This window comes from Rhizobium sp. LEGMi-198b, assembly GCF_054114205.1.
In genome coordinates, this window is record NZ_JBSYVH010000006.1 from 365856 (window position 1) to 384839 (window position 18984).

At 60.4% G+C, this 18984-nt stretch carries 14 protein-coding genes; 3 read left to right on the plus strand and 11 right to left on the minus strand.

Features of this window, described 5'->3' with window-relative positions:
• Nucleotides 1–86: 86 nt before the first annotated feature.
• The 6 genes from melA (ACXHXG_RS23420) to melA (ACXHXG_RS23445) all read right to left on the minus strand — a co-directional run bounded on the left by melA (ACXHXG_RS23420) (nt 87) and on the right by melA (ACXHXG_RS23445) (nt 9152).
• Nucleotides 87–1457, minus strand: coding sequence for an alpha-glucosidase/alpha-galactosidase (gene melA / locus ACXHXG_RS23420; RefSeq protein ID WP_283054134.1), 1371 nt, complete (start codon nt 1455–1457; stop codon nt 87–89).
• Between the two features lie 19 nt (nt 1458–1476).
• Nucleotides 1477–3147, minus strand: a complete 1671-nt coding sequence (locus ACXHXG_RS23425) for an ABC transporter ATP-binding protein (protein WP_457900868.1) — start codon at nt 3145–3147, stop codon at nt 1477–1479.
• Between the two features lie 13 nt (nt 3148–3160).
• Nucleotides 3161–4291, minus strand: a complete 1131-nt coding sequence (locus ACXHXG_RS23430) for an ABC transporter permease (protein WP_457900869.1) — start codon at nt 4289–4291, stop codon at nt 3161–3163.
• Nucleotides 4291–5301, minus strand: a complete 1011-nt coding sequence (locus tag ACXHXG_RS23435; protein WP_457900870.1) for an ABC transporter permease — start codon at nt 5299–5301, stop codon at nt 4291–4293. The genes ACXHXG_RS23430 and ACXHXG_RS23435 overlap by 1 nt, the downstream gene beginning before the upstream one ends.
• Nucleotides 5302–5460: 159 nt before the next feature.
• Nucleotides 5461–7548, minus strand: coding sequence for an ABC transporter substrate-binding protein (locus tag ACXHXG_RS23440; protein WP_104826661.1), 2088 nt, complete (start codon nt 7546–7548; stop codon nt 5461–5463).
• Nucleotides 7549–7685: 137 nt separating this feature from the next.
• Nucleotides 7686–9152, minus strand: coding sequence for an alpha-glucosidase/alpha-galactosidase (melA, locus tag ACXHXG_RS23445; protein WP_457900871.1), 1467 nt, complete (start codon nt 9150–9152; stop codon nt 7686–7688).
• Nucleotides 9153–9365: 213 nt separating this feature from the next.
• Here melA (ACXHXG_RS23445) and ACXHXG_RS23450 point away from each other — a divergent pair, with 213 nt between their 5' ends.
• Nucleotides 9366–10268 (plus strand): AraC family transcriptional regulator, encoded by a 903-nt coding sequence (locus ACXHXG_RS23450; RefSeq protein WP_285168694.1) that lies wholly within the window; start codon nt 9366–9368, stop codon nt 10266–10268.
• A 6-nt stretch (nt 10269–10274) separates the two neighbouring features.
• Here the strand turns inward: ACXHXG_RS23450 and ACXHXG_RS23455 are convergent, their stop codons facing one another.
• Nucleotides 10275–10694 carry a DUF983 domain-containing protein gene (locus tag ACXHXG_RS23455; RefSeq protein ID WP_104826658.1) on the minus strand — a complete coding sequence of 140 codons (420 nt, stop codon included), beginning with the start codon at nt 10692–10694 and terminating at the stop codon, nt 10275–10277.
• 225 nt (nt 10695–10919) lie between these two features.
• Complete coding sequence (locus ACXHXG_RS23460; RefSeq protein WP_457900872.1) at nt 10920–12326, minus strand: aminotransferase-like domain-containing protein; 1407 nt, start codon at nt 12324–12326, stop codon at nt 10920–10922.
• A gap of 224 nt (nt 12327–12550) precedes the next feature.
• On the opposite strand from ACXHXG_RS23460, the gene ACXHXG_RS23465 reads away from it, so the two are divergent.
• Nucleotides 12551–14794, plus strand: coding sequence for a glycoside hydrolase family 2 protein (locus ACXHXG_RS23465; RefSeq protein WP_457900873.1), 2244 nt, complete (start codon nt 12551–12553; stop codon nt 14792–14794).
• A gap of 16 nt (nt 14795–14810) precedes the next feature.
• Here the strand turns inward: ACXHXG_RS23465 and ACXHXG_RS23470 are convergent, their stop codons facing one another.
• The 3 genes from ACXHXG_RS23470 to ACXHXG_RS23480 all read right to left on the minus strand — a co-directional run bounded on the left by ACXHXG_RS23470 (nt 14811) and on the right by ACXHXG_RS23480 (nt 17320).
• Nucleotides 14811–15620, minus strand: a complete 810-nt coding sequence (locus tag ACXHXG_RS23470; protein WP_457900874.1) for a phosphate/phosphite/phosphonate ABC transporter substrate-binding protein — start codon at nt 15618–15620, stop codon at nt 14811–14813.
• Between the two features lie 120 nt (nt 15621–15740).
• Complete coding sequence (locus tag ACXHXG_RS23475; protein ID WP_457900875.1) at nt 15741–16022, minus strand: type II toxin-antitoxin system RelB/DinJ family antitoxin; 282 nt, start codon at nt 16020–16022, stop codon at nt 15741–15743.
• A gap of 68 nt (nt 16023–16090) precedes the next feature.
• Entirely contained in the window at nt 16091–17320 is a 1230-nt protein-coding gene (locus ACXHXG_RS23480) for a glycosyltransferase (protein WP_457900876.1), read from the minus strand.
• Between the two features lie 318 nt (nt 17321–17638).
• Between ACXHXG_RS23480 and ACXHXG_RS23485 the strand changes: the two genes are divergently transcribed.
• A complete protein-coding gene (locus tag ACXHXG_RS23485) occupies nt 17639–18976 on the plus strand; it encodes a polysaccharide biosynthesis/export family protein (RefSeq protein WP_457900877.1) in 1338 nt (445 codons plus the stop codon).
• The last annotated feature ends 8 nt before the right edge of the window (nt 18977–18984 follow it).

Sequence of the window (18984 nt, forward strand, 5' to 3'; positions counted from 1 at the left end):
TTTTCACCTTCTCCATGACGGCAAAAAAGCAAGGCCCCGCAGCGATGCTGCGAGGCCTTTCCGGCCGCAAAACCGGGAGAGTGGTTTCAAGCGGCCTGAACCTTGCGGTCGCTGCGCGCCCATTCGGGCAGCCAGGTGCCATGGGTGGCCAAGAGCTCGTCGACCAGCGACCAGATCTGGTCGAGATCCAGCTCGGCGGCGGTGTGCGGGTCCATCATCGCCGCATGGTAGATGTGTTCCCGGTTCTCGGTCATCAAGGCCTGCACCGTCAGTTCCTGCACGTTGATGTTGGTGCGGATCAGCGCGGTCAATTGCGGCGGCAAGTCACCGACGAAGGTCGGCTGGATGCCGGAGGCGTCGACCAGGCATGGAACCTCGGCGGCGCAATTATAGGGCAGCGAAGTGATGCAGCCATTATTGCGGACGTTGCCGTAGATGACCGAAGGTTCGCCGGTCCAGATCGAATTGATGATCGAGGAAGCATATTCCTTCGATTGGCTCACTTCTATCTTGTCCGCGCTGCGATATTCGTCGGCCTGGTTCTTCCAGCGTGCGATCTGCTCGATGCAGCGCTTCGGATACTCATCGAGCGGGATACCGAATTTCTCGATCAGGTCTTCGCGACCTTCCTTGATGAAATAAGGCGTGTACTCGGCGAAATGCTCCGAACTTTCGGTGACGAAATAGCCGAGCCGGGTCAGCATCTCATAGCGGACCTTATTAGGGCAACGCGGGTTCCAACCGGGCTTCGGCGCCCGCCCCTCGCGATAGGCGCGCACGAGATCGGGATAGAGATCGCGATAGGAACCATCCGCCTGGCGATGCTCGAATTTCAGGTAGAAGGCCATATGGTTGATGCCGGCCGAGCGGTAGCGGATTTCGTCATAGGGAATGTCGAGATCCTTGGCCAATTCCATTGCCGTGCCCTGAACGGAATGGCAAAGGCCTACCTGCTTGATCGTCGGAAATTTCTCGGCGATCGCCCAGGTGTTGATCGCCATCGGGTTGACGTATTGCAGCATGACCGCCTCGGGGCAGACGGCGAGCATGTCCTCGCAGATCTTCCAGAGATGCGGCACGGTTCTAAGCCCGCGCATGATGCCGCCGACGCCGAGTGTGTCGGCGATCGTCTGGCGCAGGCCGTATTTCTTCGGCACCTCGAAATCGGTCACGGTGCAGGGCTCGTAACCACCGATCTGAAAGGCGACGACGACGAAATCTGCTCCGTCCAGCGCCTTGCGCTGATCGGTAAAGGTCTCGACAACGGCCGATGCGCCAAGCGTCGAAGCCAGTTTGCGGGCAACGATGGCGCTTTCTTCCAGCCGCTGCGGATTGAGATCCATCAGCGCAATTTTCGCGCCCGTAAGCGCCGGGCGTTGCAAAACGTCGCCGATGATATTCTTCATGAACACGGTCGAACCGGCGCCGATAAAGGTGATCTTGGGATTGCCTGCCATGTGAAAGTCTCCTGAATGCTTATGAAGCTACCTCGAACGCCGCCTTCACGAGGCGTTCGGTGTAAGCGGTCTTGGGATGGGAAAGTACGTCGTCGACCGGCCCCTCTTCCATGATCTTGCCGTGCTGCATGACGATGACGCGATGGCAAAGGGCGCGGACGACCTTGAGGTCGTGGGAGATGAAAAGATAACTCAGACCCCGTTCGTCCTGCAGCTTGCGCAAGAGATCGATGATCTGCGCCTGAACGGAGAGATCGAGCGCCGAGGTCGGCTCGTCGAGCAGGATGAATTCCGGCTCGAGCGCGATAGCCCGCGCAATGGCGATGCGCTGGCGTTGGCCACCGGAGAATTCGTGCGGAAAGCGCGACAGGATATTCGAGGGCATGCCGGCGCTGACCAGTGCTTCCTTCACCCGCTCCAGCCGCTCCGCCTTGTTGGTACCGATATTGTTGACCACCAGCCCCTCGGCAATGATCTGGCCGATCGGCATGCGCGGGTTGAGCGAGGAGAACGGGTCCTGGAAAACGATCTGCATGCGTGAGCGCAACGGCCGCATCTCGGCCCGCGAACGGCCGTGGATGGCCTGCCGGTCGAAATAGATTTCACCGCTATCGGCGTCGATCAGCCGCAACAGGGCTTGGCCGAAGGTGGTCTTGCCGGAGCCGGATTCGCCGACGAGCCCCAGCGTCTCGTGCCGGCGGAGCTCCAGACTGAGGCCATCGACGGCGACCAGCTCGCGCATGTCCGGTTTGAGGAAGGTGCCGTGGCGCAGCATGAAGGCGACCTTGACGGATTTGCCTTCAAGGATGGTGTCGCAATCCGGTGGCAACGGCTTTGCCTGTCCCCTCGGTTCGGAGGCGAGCAGATGCTGCGTATAGGAATGTTGCGGACGGGCAAAGAGCTCTTCCGTCGTATTGTGCTCGCGCATCTCGCCATGCTGCATGACGTAGACATAGTCGGAGAACTGCCTGACCACGGTCAGGTCGTGGGTGATCAGGATCACCGCCATGCCGAGCTGTTTCTGCAGGTTGCGGATCAGGTTCAGGATCTGCGCCTGCACGGTAACGTCGAGCGCGGTGGTCGGCTCGTCGGCGATCAGCACATCCGGATCATTGGCGAGCGCCATGGCGATCATCACGCGTTGGCGCTGGCCGCCGGAAAGCTGGTGCGGGTATTGTTTCAGCCGTGCCTCAGGATCGGGAATCTGGACTTGCTGCAGCAGCGCCAGCGCCCGCTTCTCTGCCTCGCGGCGGCCAATTCTGCGATGGACGCGGATTGCCTCGACGATTTGGCTGCCGATCGTGTAGATCGGGTTCAGTGAGCTCATCGGCTCCTGGAAGATCATCGAGATGCGGTCGCCGCGCAGTTGCCGGCGTGCGCGTTCGGAAAACTTCAGCACATTCTTGCCGTCGTAGCTGACGGTGGATTTCTCCGAGACGACGGCGCGTTTGGTAAGCAACCCCATCACCGTGCGGGCGGTCACCGATTTTCCCGAGCCGGATTCACCGACGATAGCGATGGTTTCGCCACGGTAGAGCTGGAAGGAGATATCCTTGACGGCGTCGACGATGCCGTCCTCCACCTTGAATTTGACGGCGACATTGCGGGCGTCGATGACGGGCGGCACGGTCTTGTTGGCCGCATCAAGCCTGATATCGGGGGCAAAGGGATTGACGAGTGCGAGAGCCATGGTCTGTCTCCTCTCAATAGGGATCGATGGCGTCGCGCAGACCGTCGCCGAGCGCATTGAATGCAAAGACGGTGACGAGCACGAAGGCGACGGGCGAGAGGATCCAGGGATAGGAGCCGATGACCGAATAGGTCGACGTATCCTGCAGCATCAGCCCCCAGGAGATCAGCGGCGGCTTGACCGCGAAACCAAGGAAGCCAAGGAAGGATTCGAGCAGTACGACGCTCGGAATTGCCAGCGTCACGGTGACGATGACATGGCTCATCACGTTCGGGAAAATGTGCTGCAGGATAATGCGCCAGTCCGTCGCCCCTACCGCCATGGCGGCGCGGACATAATCGATCCGCGCCAAGGCCAAGGTCTTGCCGCGCACCTCGCGCGACATCTGCGCCCAGCCGAGCGCCGACATGACGATGATGACGAAGGCGAGGAAGACATTGGTCGGCGCCGTCACCGGGATCAACGAGGTCAGCGCCAGATAAAGCGGCAATTGCGGAAAAGCGAGCACCAGCTCGACGAAACGCTGGACCCAGGTGTCGAGCGTGCCGCCGAAATAGCCTGAGACCATGCCGACAGTGGTACCGACGATCGTAACGATGAAGACGACGGTCAGCGCGATCATCAGCGAGATGCGCGAACCATAGATGGCGCGTGAAAGCACGTCGCGGCCGAACTTATCAGTGCCGAGGAAATGCACCGGCTGGCCGTCGACTGAGCCGAAGAGATGGCGATTGCCGGGGATCAGGCCAAATAGGTTATAGGGGGCGCCCTTGACGAAAAAGCCGAGCAGACGCGGGTTGTTGTAGTCCGGCCCGACCACCGGCTGAAAGGTGACGGGATCAAGCTCATCGGTTTCTGCAAGCGCATAGACACGCGGCTGGAAGACGAAATTGCCGTCCTTGTCATGGAAGCTGATCACCTGCGGCGGTGCAAAGCCGGTGTCGGTCGCCTTGGGGTCGTCGGGGGCGACGAATTCGGCAAAGAGCGACATCAGCAGCAGGAGGATGACGAGGATCAGGCCGCCCATGCCTGTCCAGGAGCGCTTCAGGCGACGCCAGACAAGCGCGATGTAACTCTCATTGCCGCTTTTCGATTTGATCTTGTTGTCATCGAGCGGTGGCGCGGATGTACTGAAGGCGAGCATCAGTGGATCCCTCCCTGTTGGCGAACGCGGGGATCGAGCAAAGCGAGCAGCATGTCGGCGATGATGTTGCCGATGATCAGCGTCGCCGACAGCACCATCATGAAGGTGGCAGTGACATAGACGTCGCCGACAGCCATCGAGCCAACGATCGCAGGCCCCACGGTCGGCAACGCGAAGATGATTGCGGTTTCGATCTCGCCGGTCAGCATATAAGGCAGCACGACACCCTGATACATGACGAGCGGATGCAAAGCGTTCGGCACGGCATGACGCATGACGACGGCGCCGCCGGAAAGGCCTTTGGCACGCGCGGTCTCGACATATTGCGCATTCAGCGTGTCAAGCAGATTGCCGCGCATGACGCGCATATTGTAGGCAAGCCCGCCGAAAGTGGCGATCGCGACGACCGGCCAGACATGCTTGACCAGATCGACGAACTTATCCCAGGACCACGGCGCGCCGCCATATTGCGGCGAATAGAAACTACCGATTTCCGAGACGTTGAGCTGAAAGACGAGGATATAAACGATGATCAGCGCCATCAGGAAGCGCGGCACCGTCATGCCGAGAAAGGAGATGCCGGAAAGCAGGCTGTCAATCCAGCTATATTGCCTAGTAGCGGCCCATATGCCGAAGCCGATGCCGAGAACGGAAGCGAAGAGATGGCAAACAAGCGCGAGCGCCAGGGTGCGCGGCAAGCGTTCGCCGACGACATCCGCGACCGGCTTGTTGTAGAACATGCTGTAGCCGAAATCACCCTTGGTGACGATGCCGCCGATCCAGTTGAAGTATTGCACGACCAGCGGCTTATCGAGGCCGTGTTCGCGACGGTAGATTTGCGCTTGCTCATCAGCCTGGGCGAAGGACGCGCCGCCCTGGTTCATCAACTGCGAACGGATGAAATCTGCATAGTCCCCAGGCGGCGCCTGGATGATGGCAAAAGTCACCACGCTCAGAATGACGAGCACAGGTATGGCAGAGGCTATGCGCACGAGCAGGAATCGCAACATGGGACGGTTCGCTTCTCTTCTTGCCGCCGGAGGTCTGCATCCCCTGAGGATAGCACGGACCGGCTGAGTTCACCCTTGCCCGGCTGCACCGCGATGCAGCCGGAATTTTTGCTTGGTTAGCGGGTAGCCGGCCCAATGGGGCCGGCTACCGTTGCTCCGTTAGTTGATCGGGCCGGCACTGCCCGGCGCGCCCGGAAGCTGCTGCGGGAACAACTCGTATTTGCCTTGCTTGTCGGCCGCGACCCACATGCGCTCGCGAATGATGGAATCTTCCGCCCAATTGAACATGAAGATCGGCGTGCCCGGAGGAACATTCGAGAAGCGCTTGTTGATGATGAGCGCGCCCGGATATTCCGTCAGACCGATATTGTAGAGATGCTCGGTCGAGACTTTCTGGTACTGCTTCATCAGGGCCACACGCTCGTCGCTATTCTGCGAGGTCGTGAACTTATTGACGACATCGACCATCTCCTTTTCGAAGGGCATCAGGTCCAACTGGCCACTTTCGGGCGCGCGGTGGTTCCAGCTCGTGCGCGGGCCGACCGGGGCGAGCTGTTCGGTGTTCTGTACGACGGAGGCCAGCTCCGTGGTGTTACGCCGGACCATCCAGTCGAAGCGGCCGCTATAGTTGGCGTCGTCGCGCTTCGGTCCGTCGAGTGCATTGATGATCACGCGAAGCCCGAGCTTTTCCATCTGGGCCACGACGCCCTCGGCAAGGCTCTTGTCCGTGGTGTAGTCATTGTTGACCAAGAGCGTGATCTCGACATCCTTACCGCCAGCGGTGCCGGCCGGGAAGTTGACGATGCCGTCACCATCCGTGTCCTTGAGGCCCGCCTTGGCAAGCAGTTCCTTGGCGCCCTTCAGATCGAAGGGATAATAGACGGTCGAGTTGCGATCATAGAAGCTGGTGCCCGAAGAAAGGCCGCCCGGATAGATCGCCGTGAACGGCCCCTTGACCAGGGAGTCACCGATCGCCTTGCGGTCGAGCGCCATGGTCACGGCCTTGCGGAAATCCTCGTTGCGGTTCAGCTCGCGGATTGCCTGGCCGCGTGGGTCCGGGTTGCCCCAGCCATTGGCGGAGAAGTTCATCTGCAGGTTATAGCCGATGAGGCGCGGTCCGAAGGCGAGACGCGCGGGAGCGTCCGGCTGGGCGGCACGCTTCAGCGAAGCGACGAAGTTTTCCGGCTGCTCCAGATTGGAGAGGTCGCCGGAGCCGGCAACCGCCTGCACGTCGCGGTCCGCCCAAGTCGAAAGCTTATAGTGCAGCTCGTTGAGATAAGGCAGTTGATTACCCTTCTCGTCGACCTTCCAGTAATACGGATTGCGTCTGAGGACGATAATGTCATCGGATCGGTACTCGACCGGCACCCAGGCGCCCATGACCGGTATGTTCATATATTCCGGCGGGAAAGCATTCTTGAACTGGTCGTACGTGTTCTTCGAATATTTCGGATGCTGCGGCTTCAGGATGTGCGACGGGCCTGGGCAGAAATTGGGATAGGCCATCGTGTAGAGATATTGTTTCGGGAAGGCATCCTTGAAGGTCCACTCGATCGTGTAGTCATCGATCTTCTTGAGGGTCGTGCCCTCGCCGAAAGCTTCCGGCGATGCGCCGCCACCGAGCGGCGAGACGTTCGGATCGATGACTTCGTCTTCCCAATAGAACATGATGTCGTCGGCATTGAAGGGCACGCCGTCGGACCATTTCGCGCCTTCGATCAGATGCATGGTGAGCTTATGGCCGTCCGGCGACCATTCCCAGCCCTTGGCAAGGTTCGGCAGCGGTTCGGTGTCCTTCGCCTCGACCTGGAACAGCGGCGCGGTGCGCGTCAGGCATTCGGAGAGGCCGATATCGATGCCGCCCCACCCTTGCGTCTGGCCGGCGCCATAGTTCCAGCCTTCCGGCCGGCCGCCGATGACATGGCGCAGCGTATCGCCATAGACGCCGGTGCCGTCAGGCATGTTGCCGGTCTTGAAAACGAGCGGTTCCTTCGGCAGGCGATCCTTGACCGGCGGCAACTTGCCGGTCTTGACGAATTTCTCGGTAACCCAGTCCGGCTCGTGATATTCCGGCAGCGTCTTGAACTCCAGGATGGAATCGCGTGCCACATATTTGATCTTGCCTTCGGCCGGGAAAACTGGCGGTACGGGCGGCACCGTCGGTTCGGACGCGTAGGCGCTCATGGCGATCGCGGATGTGGCAATCGTCAACGCCGCAAGAATGCTGATCGGTCGAAAATGTCTCATCGTTTTCTCTCTCCCATTGTCGCGAGCGCCCCGCGGGTGCGCCGCACTCCTCCATCGAACGGGAACCGGTTGGCTTTGCGCGACGGGCCTCCTCCTGAAAGTCCCGCCGCAGCCAACTTGTCCCGAATGTCCATTCGCTAGCCAGCCTGCTTCACGGCTGCTTTTTCCGCTCTCAGCTCCTCGATCGAGCGTACGTTGCGGCTGGCCGCACCCTTCCAGTCGCGGGTTTTCACCTTGCCGCGCGACAGGCGGTCCTTGGCGCCTTCGACTGCATCCGCATATTGCGGCAACCAGCGAGCTTCGGCCACAATCATTTCGTCCACCATCTGCCAGACCTCTTCCGGTGTCGATACGGCGCCGACCAGCGGATCGTGCAGAACCGCGAGTTTCAGCAGGTCGAGATCGCCGCTGACGGCCGCATGAACCGACATACGCTGAACATTGATCGAGGAAATGCAGGTCGCGGCGCAGGCTTCGGGCAGCGTGATGCCTGCCACCATGTTGATGCCGAAGCGATCGACGAAGCCGGGCGATTCAATGATGGCGTCTGCAGGCAGATTGGTGATGACGCCATTATTCTTGACGTTGAAGTGGCCGCGATAGACGCGGTTGGTCTCCAGCGCTTCGAGAATATGGCTTGCATGCTCGTTCGAGCGCTTGGCGGGGTCGATCGGCTTCGAGGCGCTCTCGAGGATCTGCGGGAACTCCGTCTCGAACCAGTTGCGGGTCTCCGTCGAATGGCGGAGATAGCCGCCCGTCTCGCCGTGGATCCAGTCGGACATGTCGATCCACTTGTTGATCTCGTCCGGCCGCTTGCGATACCAGGGCAGGTATTCCGAAAGATGCCCGTTGCTTTCGGTGGAATAGACGCCGAAGCGCTTCAGCACATCGATGCGCAATTTCTCCTGCTGCGAATAGACCGGATGCGCCTCGAAAGCGGCAATCAGCTCGTCCTTGCCGATCTTGCGGCCGTTGAGACGCAGGTCGACGAACCAAGTCTGGTGATTGATGCCCGAGCAGATATAGTCGAGCTCCGATTTGTCCTTGGCGCCGAGAACTTCGGCGATCTGCTCGGCCCCGTGCTGAACGCCATGGCAGAGACCAATCGTATCGACCTTGCCATATTCGATCGCCGCCCAGGTGTTCATCGCCATCGGGTTGGCATAGTTCAGGAACTTCGCGCCTGTTTCAGCGACCTCGCGGATATCCTTGCAGAAGTCGAGAATGACGGGAATGTTGCGCTGGCCGTAGAGAATGCCGCCGGCGCAGATCGTGTCGCCGACGCATTGGTCGATACCGTATTTCAGGGGGATGCGGATATCTTCGGCATAGGCTTCCAGCCCACCGACGCGCACGCAACTGATGACGTAGCGCGCGCCATCGAGAGCCTTGCGCCGTTCTGTCGTGGCCGTCACCCGCGTCGGCAACTTGTTCGCCTCGACGATCTTGTCGAGGATCGCCTTGATCATCGTAAGATTGTGCTCGCTGATATCGGTCAGCGCGAATTCGACATCCCGGAACTCCGGCACGCAGAGAATGTCGGTGAACAGTTTTTTCGTGAAGCCGACGCTGCCTGCGCCGATGATGGCGATTTTGAAACTCATGATCCTCACCTTAAAGTCGGTCGAACAATCAGCAGCGGAGAAGAGGCTGGTGTTTTCATTCCATGATCGCAGAGACAGCGCGACACAGTAAAATCAGCACCTTCTCCTCCTTCTGCCGGTCCTCATCGGCAGGTGCATGCTGTTTTCTGAGAGGAATTATGCCTATAATCGTCGGGTCGACCAGAGAACTATTATGCTTTCAAGGGTAATTTTGTGCTGCAAGATTTGATCGCCAACGGCCAGACCATGCGGACCGTCTCATTGCCGCGTGGACGCCACCGGCTGCACGCCATGCCGACCAGCGCGGGCTACGAAATAAGGGACAACGAGCTTTACGATTGGGATGGACGCAGGCGCGGCCAGACGCCATTTACGGTGCTGCAGCACACGATCGGCGGCAGCGGCCGGCTGCGCTATGAAAACCGCAACTACCGTGTCGGCCCCGGTGACACGCTGCTGGTGCTGGTGCCGCACAATCATCGCTATTGGTTGGAAAAAGGCGAGCGCTGGGAATATTTCTGGATATCGATGAATGGCGAGGAGGCGTTGCGTATTCATCGCCTGATCCTCACCGCCGCCGGGCCGCTCCTGAAACTGCAGCCGTCGACGATCGATCATCTTGCCGATTGCAGCCTCCGCCTCGTAAGGGGCGCCACGACGCCAGCCTCTGCCTCGGCGGTGGCCTATGAAGCCGCGATGGCGCTCTATGACGATGTCTTTGGTTCGCATGCCATCGCTGCCGATAGATCCGCCATGCAGACGGTGATCGACTATATCGACGCCAACCTCGACAAGCCTTTGCCGGTCAGTGATCTTGCGCGGGTCAGCGGCCTCAGCCGCGCCCATTTCTCGCGTGTCTTTGCCGACAGCGAAGGTCTGCCGCCGGCGGAATTCGTGCTGCAGCAGCGCATGCAGAGGGCCGCCAAGCTCCTGACCAAGGCAGCGTTCATTCCGGTCAAGGAAGTCGCGATCATGTCTGGCTTCGACGATGCCAATTATTTCTCAAAGGCTTTCCGGCGCACCTACGGCATCAACCCTACGGAATTCCGCACCACCGGCATGTACGCGGCAGTGCGGAGCCCAGGAGAGGACATCAAGAATGCGCGGACAAGATAGCTCCGCCTATGCGGAATGCGGATGCAGGTCGTCGTTACCAGGCGTTTCCAGCCGCACCAGCTTTCCTTCTTCCGCCTTGTAGAAATATTGGCTCGCCACCAGCCAGCCCTTCAACGGACGCAGCGGCGGGATGCAGGTGAGCAGCATGAACGGCAGCGTCGTGAAGGCATGCACCCAATAGGGAGCTTGGAAAGCCACCTCGAGCCAGACCGCAAGCGCGACGCTTGGAATGCAAGCAAAGCAGATGACGAAGAAGGCCGGACCATCGGCCGGATCGGCAAAGGAATAGTCGAGGCCGCAGACCTCGCAGGACGGCCGGAGCGTCAGGAAACCTTTGAACAGATGACCTTGCCCACAGCGCGGGCAGCGGTTGCGCAAACCGGTCTGGAGCGGTGGAAGCGGCGGCCATGAATCTTCGGATGACATTGTTTTGTCCCTTCCAAGAACCGGGCATTCGCTCTGGAGCGTATTGCCCGAGAGCCTCGCGGGCGAAGCGCCCCATGCGGATCGTCCCGAAGCCGGGCGGCACTGTGGGCGACCTTCAAGCCGCCTGCCGTCCTGTTGAAAGATGTATGGCACAATATGCATACATTGTCAATTATTGTATGCATATTGTTCGAGGGACTATTACGGGCGCGGCAATTTGTCCGATCAGATGACGATCGCCGAAGCGGCCGGTGTCTCTGCCAGCAGATCGGCGACAATGCCGAGGCTCTGGCGCAGATGGTCGCGATCTTCCGCAACACCGAGCCCAAGGCGGACCGCTTCCGGCGCCGGACCAAGGGCAAAGGCATCGCTCGCGACGACGCCAATGCCGGCAGAGCGCAGCCGCGCCGTGAATTCGCCGCGCGACCATTCGGATGGCAGCCGCAGCCAGGCATGGAAGCCTTCCGGATCGACAAGCAGATTGGCGGCAGGCAGCAATTCCGCCGCAATCGCCTGCCGTGCCTTCGTCTCCTGGCGGATCGCCGCCAGCACAGCCTCGGCCGTACCGTCTTCGATCCAGCGGCTGGCGATCGCGGCGGAAAGCGGCGAAGCCATGGCGGCGGTCGCGCGGATGACGCCGGCAAGCCTGGTTGCCGCGCGCAGATCCGGCACAGCGAGATAGGCGATGCGCAGCGCGGGCGACAGACACTTGGCGAGGCCGGCGATGTGATAGACCCGCTCCGGCGCAAGCGCCGCCAGCGGCGCGACCGGCTGTATCGGCAGCGCGCCATAGGCATCGTCCTCGACAACAGCGACATCGTAACGGGCGGCGATGTCGAGAATGGCCTCGCGCCGCGACAGCGGCAACGTGATCGTCGTCGGGTTGTTGATGGTGGGATTGCAATAAAGCGCCTTTGGACGCCTACTCAGGCAGAGCTCCTCAAAAGCTTCTGGAATCAGACCTTTATCGTCGGTTTCTATAGCAGCAACATTAAGCCGCAAATGCGCCGCCACGGAGAGGAAGCCTGGATACGTCAGCGGCTCGGCGCAGACTGTGTCGCCTGGAGCCGTCAGCATGCGGGTGATGGCGAGTATCGCGCCCTGAGCGCCGGGGCAGACGAGAATGCGTTCCGGCCCGATACCGGGCAGCCGGCCTGCGAGCCATTCCGCTCCGCCCGCGCGGTCACGGACGGCGCCGCCTGGCTGTTGGTAGCGCAGCAGCAGATCCAGCCCATCGCTGAATTCCAGCCCGCTGATCCCCTGCCACATCCGCGCCGTCAGGGCTTCGTCATCGAAGCGCGGCGGTAAGTTCATACTCATATCAACCAGCCCGCTGGGAACGGTTTTTTGTCGAGGCGGCGGCGCTGCCCGGCCCTGGCTGACATAGGTCCCCTGCCCGACCCGGCCTTCCACCAAACCCCGTTTACGCGCTTCGGCATAGGCGCGGGTGACGGTGGTGAAATCGATGCTGAGCGCCTCGGCCAGTGCGCGCTGCGGCGGCAAACGCGCACCAGTTGCCAGACGGCCCGCGCGGATGTCAGCCTGCAAGGCATCGGCGATCGCCAGATAGACCGGCCCGGCCACCCTGCTGATAGAGGGTGCCCAGAAGGGCGCTGCCTGATCATCGCTCATATCGGTATCTCCAAAGGAATGTATGCATATTGTATGGTTTTTGCGTCGCGAGCAAGAGGGTGACCGCCGGGAAATGCCGATCCGGGATCCGATTTCGTTGCACCGTCGCGACAGGCCTGTATAGATATCGCCCGGCTGCGACCATGCTTCGCATCGCAACCGCGCCTTTTCCAAGCAATACGCGTTCGTCCAGGCTGCGACGGGCTCCATCGATAGGAATGAACATGCGCTCTGTTGTCGCTTTCAATGAATCCTGGAGTTTTCAGGAAGGTTTTTCGCTTGCCGAAGTTGGCCGCCTTCAGGCGGGACAGCCCGTCACCTTGCCGCACACCGCGGTTGAGCTGCCGTTCAACTATTTCGACGAGAAATCCTATCAGCGCGCCTTCACCTACCAGAAGATCCTGCCCTGGAGCGCTGATTTCGCCGGGCGCGAAGTATCGCTGGTGTTCGATGCTGCGATGGCCGATGCGGTCGTCTATCTCAATGGCGAAGAAGTCGTCGCCCACAAAGACGGCTACACACCCTTCGAAGCGCGGCTGACCGGCCGCCTGCGGGAGGGCGACAATCTCCTCACCGTCAAGATCGACGGCAGCGAGAACCCGGAAATCCCGCCCTTCGGCGGCCGTATCGACTATCTCACCTATGCCGGTATCTACCGTGATGTCTGGCTGAAGGTGGCAGCGCCCGTCTCGATCGCCAACATCAAGGTCGAGACCGGCAATGTGCTTGCCGCTGCCAAATCCGCGACCGTTCGCTGCGACATCGCCAATCCGCAGGGCCTCGCCTTCAACGGCGCGATGGAAACCCGCCTCCGCGCAGCGAATGGCACGGTGCTGGCCTCGGCCGTCGCCGAGATCTCGGGCGGCAGCGTTACCTTCGCCTTCGACAATCTGACCGGCATTTCGCTGTGGGAACTCGACAATCCCTTGCTCTATACGATCGATGCCGAGCTGAAAACCAACCATGGGGCAGACCGATACGCGGTAAATTTCGGCTTCCGCACCGCTGAGTTCACCGCCGAAGGTTTCCTGCTGAACGGGCGCAAGCTGAAGCTGCGCGGTCTCAACCGTCACCAGGCCTTCCCCTATGCCGGCTATGCCATGGGTCGCTCCGCGCAGGAGCGTGACGCCGAGATCATGAAGCACACGTTGAAGTGCAACGTGGTGCGCACATCGCATTATCCGCAATCGACCTGGTTCCTCGATCATTGCGACCGCATCGGCCTACTGGTCTTCGAGGAAATCCCCGGTTGGCAACATATTGGCGGCGAAGAGTGGAAACAGGAATCGATCCGCAACGTCCGCCGCATGATCGAACGCGACTGGAACCATCCCTCGATCATCATCTGGGGCGTGCGCATCAACGAATCGCAGGATTCCCATGATTTTTACGTCGAGACCAACAGGCTTGCCCGCGAACTCGATCCGACGCGCCAGACCGGTGGCGTGCGCTACATCACCGAGAGCGAGTTGCTTGAAGACGTCTATACGATGAACGACTTCATTCTCGGCAACGAGGAGCTGCCGGGCGCCAACCGCCCGCGCACACCTCTCAGATCGCAGCAGGAGAATACCGGCCTCTCTAAGAACGTGCCCTATCTGATCACCGAATTCGGCGGCCACATGTATCCGACGAAGATCTACGATCAGGAGCAACGGCAGGCCGAGCATGTGCGCCGGCATCTGGAAGTGCTGAACGCCGCCTATGGCGACCCGTCGATATCAGGCGCCATCGGCTGGTGCATGTTCGACTACAATACCCATAGCGATTTCGGCTCCGGCGACCGCATCTGCTATCACGGCGTCATGGACATGTTCCGCGAGCCGAAATTCGCGGCCTACGCCTATATCAGCCAGTGCGAGCCTTCCGACGAGGTCGTTATGAAGCCCGTGACCCAATGGGCACGCGGCGAGCGCAATATCGGCGGCGTGCTGCCGCTGATCGTGCTCACGAATTGCGATGAAATCGAGTTGCGCTACGGCTCGCTCGTCAAGCGTATCAGCCCGGACCGGGAGAATTTCCCGCATCTGCCGCATCCGCCCGTCGTCTTCGACCATCGCCATTTCACGAAGGACGAATTGGGCGTCTGGGGCATGGAATGGGAGGACGCGCATTTTACCGGGTTTATTGGTGGCAAGGCGGTGGCAACGCTGCACATGGTCGCCAATCCCCTTCCGACGACGCTCGAGGTAAAGGCCGATGGCCTGACGCTTCGCGCCGGCGATCGCGACACGACGCGTATCATCGTCCGTGCTCTTGACCAGGCAGGCTCCCGCCTGCCCTTCCTTAACGATGTCGCGACGATAAAAGTCACCGGCCCTGCTGAGGTCATCGGCCCGCAGACGATAGCCTTCCAGGGCGGTACCACCGGCTTCTGGCTCCAGTCGACGGGCGAAGCGGGGGCAATCACCGTCGAAGTTTCATCCTCGCGCTTTGCGACGCAAACGGTCACGCTGGCGGCGAAGTGACGACCTAAAAGCAGGCTCAGGCGATGACGGGATAGCCCAACGTGATCGCCTGCCGCTCCAGCTCGGCCAGCGCCTCATAATCGGCATCGCCAAGCACTTCAAAGCGCCGCAACGACAAGGTATCGCGGACATCCGCAAGCGTGGGCTCGCTTGCGATGTCGGTGAGAATTTGGCGCAGCAGCGTCAGTTCTTCCGCCGAAGTTTCCATGCCGGTGATGAACGGCAAGCCCGGCCCGCTGACCGTTTCCGCCAGAATGCGGATATCAGCGACACGGTCCGGATCGAAGCGTTTGGCGTTTCCGAAGGTGATGCAGTCAATCGCGGCGACGTCAGCTCTGCCGTCGGTCACGGCATCGATGCTGCGCAGATGCCCGCCGGTTTCGATGACGCGACCGAAGAAGCTGCCGCCTTCAGCGAGCGGTGCGATGGCCGCGCGGAAGAGATTGGAGCCGGAATTGCTGCCGGGATCGTTGATGGCAGCGATCAATCCGCGAAGATCGGCAAGCGTCTCTGTCCGCGAATCCTTGCGGACGACGATGAAGCTGCGCATCGACGGGCCATCGCAACCCGGCAGGTCATAGACCGGCGTCGCCACAAGCTGGACCCTGCCTCGCAGGTGTTTGACATAGGGAAAGCCGCAAGTCTGCGCCAGCAGCAGCCCAGGCTGCACCCAGGCCTCGTCATGCGTGATGCCCTTCTCCAATGTCTCGGGAATATCCGCCACGCCCGCTTTTTGCAGCCGGTCGCGGATATAGGCCCAGAGAGCGTCCGTCGCAGCAACAAGCGGCGGCTGACCGGTATACATGGCAATGTTGCTGAGGCGCATAACGGGGATATCTCAAGAGATCGGCAGGACTTGCTGATCCCATACACCGCTCCGAATGCTGGCGCATCCCGGAAAGTGCATTTGCTTCGTCGAGGCGTCCGCCTTCAATAGTCGGGCACGTCAAGCGTGCCTTCGCCCTGGGGAAAAATGCCTTTCCTCATCGGCATCATCGACATCGGGTCTGGCATCCTCGAGCGCCTGCAGAACTTTCGCGCGCAGCCATGCATCGTGGACAGCGCTGTTGCTGACGAGTTCGAGTGGCAGGGCGCCCTCATTCGCCGTACGGGTAAGCAGGATGCGGATGGCATCCGAGACCGTTAATCCCATGGTCTCGAGAACGGCCGCTGCGCGTTCTTTGATTTCAGCGTCGATTTGAGTCTGGACCAATACATCCGATGCCATTTCAGCCTCCCTCGGCTGCGGAACAATGTCATGCATTCGAATGACATCTTCCAGTGGCCGAATATAAATCAAAAAGTCGGCGCGTGCACCGTCACCGGGTCGGTCGTGGCGACGCGTTGCGGCGTTTCCGCTGCCGGCGCGGGGAACTGTCCCTCGAACAGACGTTGGATGGCAGCGGTGCTCCGGTCGTTGCGTGGCAGAACCGGTTTACGTGCCAGCAATTCCTCATCGATTATCGCCTGCATGCCTGTCGTGAAATTGCGAAGGCTGAATTGAGCCGCATGCGCGCGCAGGACGTCCGGACGGAAAGCATCCTCGTGGTCTTCGAAATCATGCACCGCGTCCATAAGCGCTTCCACGGATTGTTCCTCGAACAATATACCGCTGAGGCCTGGAACGACCGTCTCCAGCGCGCCGCCGCTGCCAAAGGCGATAACGGGACGGCCGCTGGCCATGGCCTCGACCGGAACGATGCCGAAATCCTCTTCGCCCGGGAAAATCAGTGCGCGGCAGCGAGCCAGCTTCTCCTTCAGCACCGAGAACGGCGCACGGCCGAGGAAGGTGATGGTCGGTCCGGCCAAACGTTTGAGTTTCTCCATTTCCTTGCCCTCGCCGATGATGACCAGATTGCGGTTCATCTTGGTAAAAGCCCGGACAGCGAGGTCGATCCGCTTGTAGGGAATGAGCTGGCCGGCGCAGAGGTAGAAGTCCTCCGTTGCCGCCGCCGGGATGAAATCGTCCACCGAGACCGGCGGATAAAGCACGGTTGCCGGGCGACGATAATATTTGCCGATGCGGGCGCTGACATGGTGGGAATTGGCGATGAAGCGATCGACGCGCAAGCTGGTGTTGACGTCCCAGGTCCGCAACAGCGGCGCCAGCACCGGCAACATCAGCCGCGAGGCAAGGCCGGCATTGGACCGATAGAAATGATAGTGGTCCCAGAGGTAGCGCATCGGCGAGTGGCAGTAGCAGACGTGCGTTGCTTGCGGCGGCGGGATAATGCCCTTTGCCGGGCCTGATTCGCTGGAGATGATCAGGTCGTAACCGCTGAGATCGAAGCTCTCCAGCGCGAAGGGCATCAGCGGCAGCAGCGACTGGTAGCCTTTGATGGCGCCGGGAATGCGCTGCAGGAACGATGCCGTGACCTTGTGTCTCCTGATCTTTTCGGAGACGCGGCTCTCATCATAGACGAGCGTGAAGATATCGGCGTCCGGATACATGTCGCAGAGCGCTTCGACCACTTTCTCGCCGCCCCGCATCGACACCAGCCAATAATGAACGATGGCTACCCGCATCCTTCTTCCTCCGCCGTTGATCGAGACATCATTGTGCGGGCGGCGGGCAATGCGACAGAACCCACATCGGTCCTCCATCGCATCCAAATGGTGGAAGGTCATGACCAAAAGGTCTAGGCGGCCAAAAACAGTTTAAACTCAATGTTATATTCGCTGTTACCCGAACGCTGAGCCCCACCCTTTCCTTCCTCAGAAGGGATTAGCCGTAACCCTACGGCAGGGGATTTACTCGAAAAGCGTTCAAGGGATGATCTCAGTCCATAGCGCTGCGGCAGGGTTGGCGGTGGCGCGACCGACACGAAAACGAGATCGCGCCTCATGTTGACAATTTCTGCTCTTCACGCACAAGCCCGCCGGAAGACGCCGGGCACCATCCTCGGCCTGTTCCTCGCCCTGGCACTTTCGGGAACCGCCTTTATCGACAAAGCGAATGCCGCGTCGGACGATGTCTACCACATCAGGCCTCAGACGCGGATGAAGGTAGCGATCGTCGAATGGGTCGCCGCGACCGGCGAATATAAGGAATGGACGGCGCTGAACGGCGAATATGTCGTTTCGCAATCCGGCACGATCTCCATTCCGATGATCGGCGAGATGACGGTCCTCGACAAGACCACTGTGGGTGTCTCCGCGGAAATCGGCGATCGGCTGAAGCAGATCACCGGGCTTGCCACCGCTCCGACGGCGTCCGTCGAAGTGGTGAAATATCCGATGATCTACGTCACCGGTTCAGTCGAGAAGCCGAGCGAGCTGGAATTCCGGCCGGGGCTTACGGTCAAGCAGGCCGTTGCCATGGCCGGCGGCCGCGAGCGCCGCACCAGTCCGACCGGCGAATATAACAATGCACAGCAGATCAGCTATGCCGGCGAGATTAACCGGATGGAGCTGCAATTGAAGCAGCTCGGCGCTCGGCGCGCCCGGTTGATGGCTGAGCTGAATGACCAGACGACCATCGATTTTCCGATGGAAATCAAGGCGGCGCCCGAAGGCTCGGCCATCAAGCAGATCATGACCAGCGAAATCGATGTCTTCAATGCCAGGGCCGAGGCGATGCGCCAACAGCTTCAAGCTGCCGCCGAGCTCGAAACCTTGCTGCGCAACGAGATCGATATTCTCGACGAGAAAATGACATCCCAGGACGAGCAGGTGAAGATCGCCCAGGACGAATTGCAGGACATTTCCAAGCTGGTCGACACGAAGATCCTCACCACCTCGCGCAAGACCTCCCTGGAACGCGTCGTCGCTGACATGCAGAGCGGCAAGCTCGATCTCGTCGTCGCCTCGATGCAGGCCAAGCAAAAGCTCAGCGAGACCCAACGCGATGCGCTGAACCTCAAAGGGCAGCGCAAGACCGAGGTCGGACAGCAATTGCAGGCGACCGAAACCGAAATCGAAGACACCAAGCTGAAGCGCAACACGACGCTGCAACTGCTGCAGATCGCCGGCGCTTCGCTGTCTCGCTCCCAGAGCATGAAGGCGATCGATCTCCAGCCGCTCGAATATTGGATCACGCGCGGCGGCGATGCAGGCACCACAACCGAGGTGCAAGAAACGACGGAGGTGCAGCCGGGCGATGTGCTGGATGTTCGCTACAACGTTTCCGGCAGCCTGGACGGCACGGTGCTGTCCTCGATCGATCCCACGCAATCCCAATAACCACCATC

What these genes read in the sequence shown, in the direction of transcription:
- melA (WP_283054134.1), bottom strand. Translation starts at nt 1,457, where the DNA reads ATGGCAGGCAATCCCAAGATCACCTTTATCGGCGCCGGTTCGACCGTG.
- ACXHXG_RS23425 (WP_457900868.1), bottom strand. Translation starts at nt 3,147, where the DNA reads ATGGCTCTCGCACTCGTCAATCCCTTTGCCCCCGATATCAGGCTTGAT.
- ACXHXG_RS23430 (WP_457900869.1), bottom strand. Translation starts at nt 4,291, where the DNA reads ATGCTCGCCTTCAGTACATCCGCGCCACCGCTCGATGACAACAAGATC.
- ACXHXG_RS23435 (WP_457900870.1), bottom strand. Translation starts at nt 5,301, where the DNA reads ATGTTGCGATTCCTGCTCGTGCGCATAGCCTCTGCCATACCTGTGCTC.
- ACXHXG_RS23440 (WP_104826661.1), bottom strand. Translation starts at nt 7,548, where the DNA reads ATGAGACATTTTCGACCGATCAGCATTCTTGCGGCGTTGACGATTGCC.
- melA (WP_457900871.1), bottom strand. Translation starts at nt 9,152, where the DNA reads ATGAGTTTCAAAATCGCCATCATCGGCGCAGGCAGCGTCGGCTTCACG.
- ACXHXG_RS23455 (WP_104826658.1), bottom strand. Translation starts at nt 10,694, where the DNA reads ATGTCATCCGAAGATTCATGGCCGCCGCTTCCACCGCTCCAGACCGGT.
- ACXHXG_RS23460 (WP_457900872.1), bottom strand. Translation starts at nt 12,326, where the DNA reads ATGAGCGATGATCAGGCAGCGCCCTTCTGGGCACCCTCTATCAGCAGG.
- ACXHXG_RS23465 (WP_457900873.1), top strand. Translation starts at nt 12,551, where the DNA reads ATGCGCTCTGTTGTCGCTTTCAATGAATCCTGGAGTTTTCAGGAAGGT.
- ACXHXG_RS23470 (WP_457900874.1), bottom strand. Translation starts at nt 15,620, where the DNA reads ATGCGCCTCAGCAACATTGCCATGTATACCGGTCAGCCGCCGCTTGTT.
- ACXHXG_RS23475 (WP_457900875.1), bottom strand. Translation starts at nt 16,022, where the DNA reads ATGGCATCGGATGTATTGGTCCAGACTCAAATCGACGCTGAAATCAAA.
- ACXHXG_RS23480 (WP_457900876.1), bottom strand. Translation starts at nt 17,320, where the DNA reads ATGCGGGTAGCCATCGTTCATTATTGGCTGGTGTCGATGCGGGGCGGC.
- ACXHXG_RS23485 (WP_457900877.1), top strand. Translation starts at nt 17,639, where the DNA reads ATGTTGACAATTTCTGCTCTTCACGCACAAGCCCGCCGGAAGACGCCG.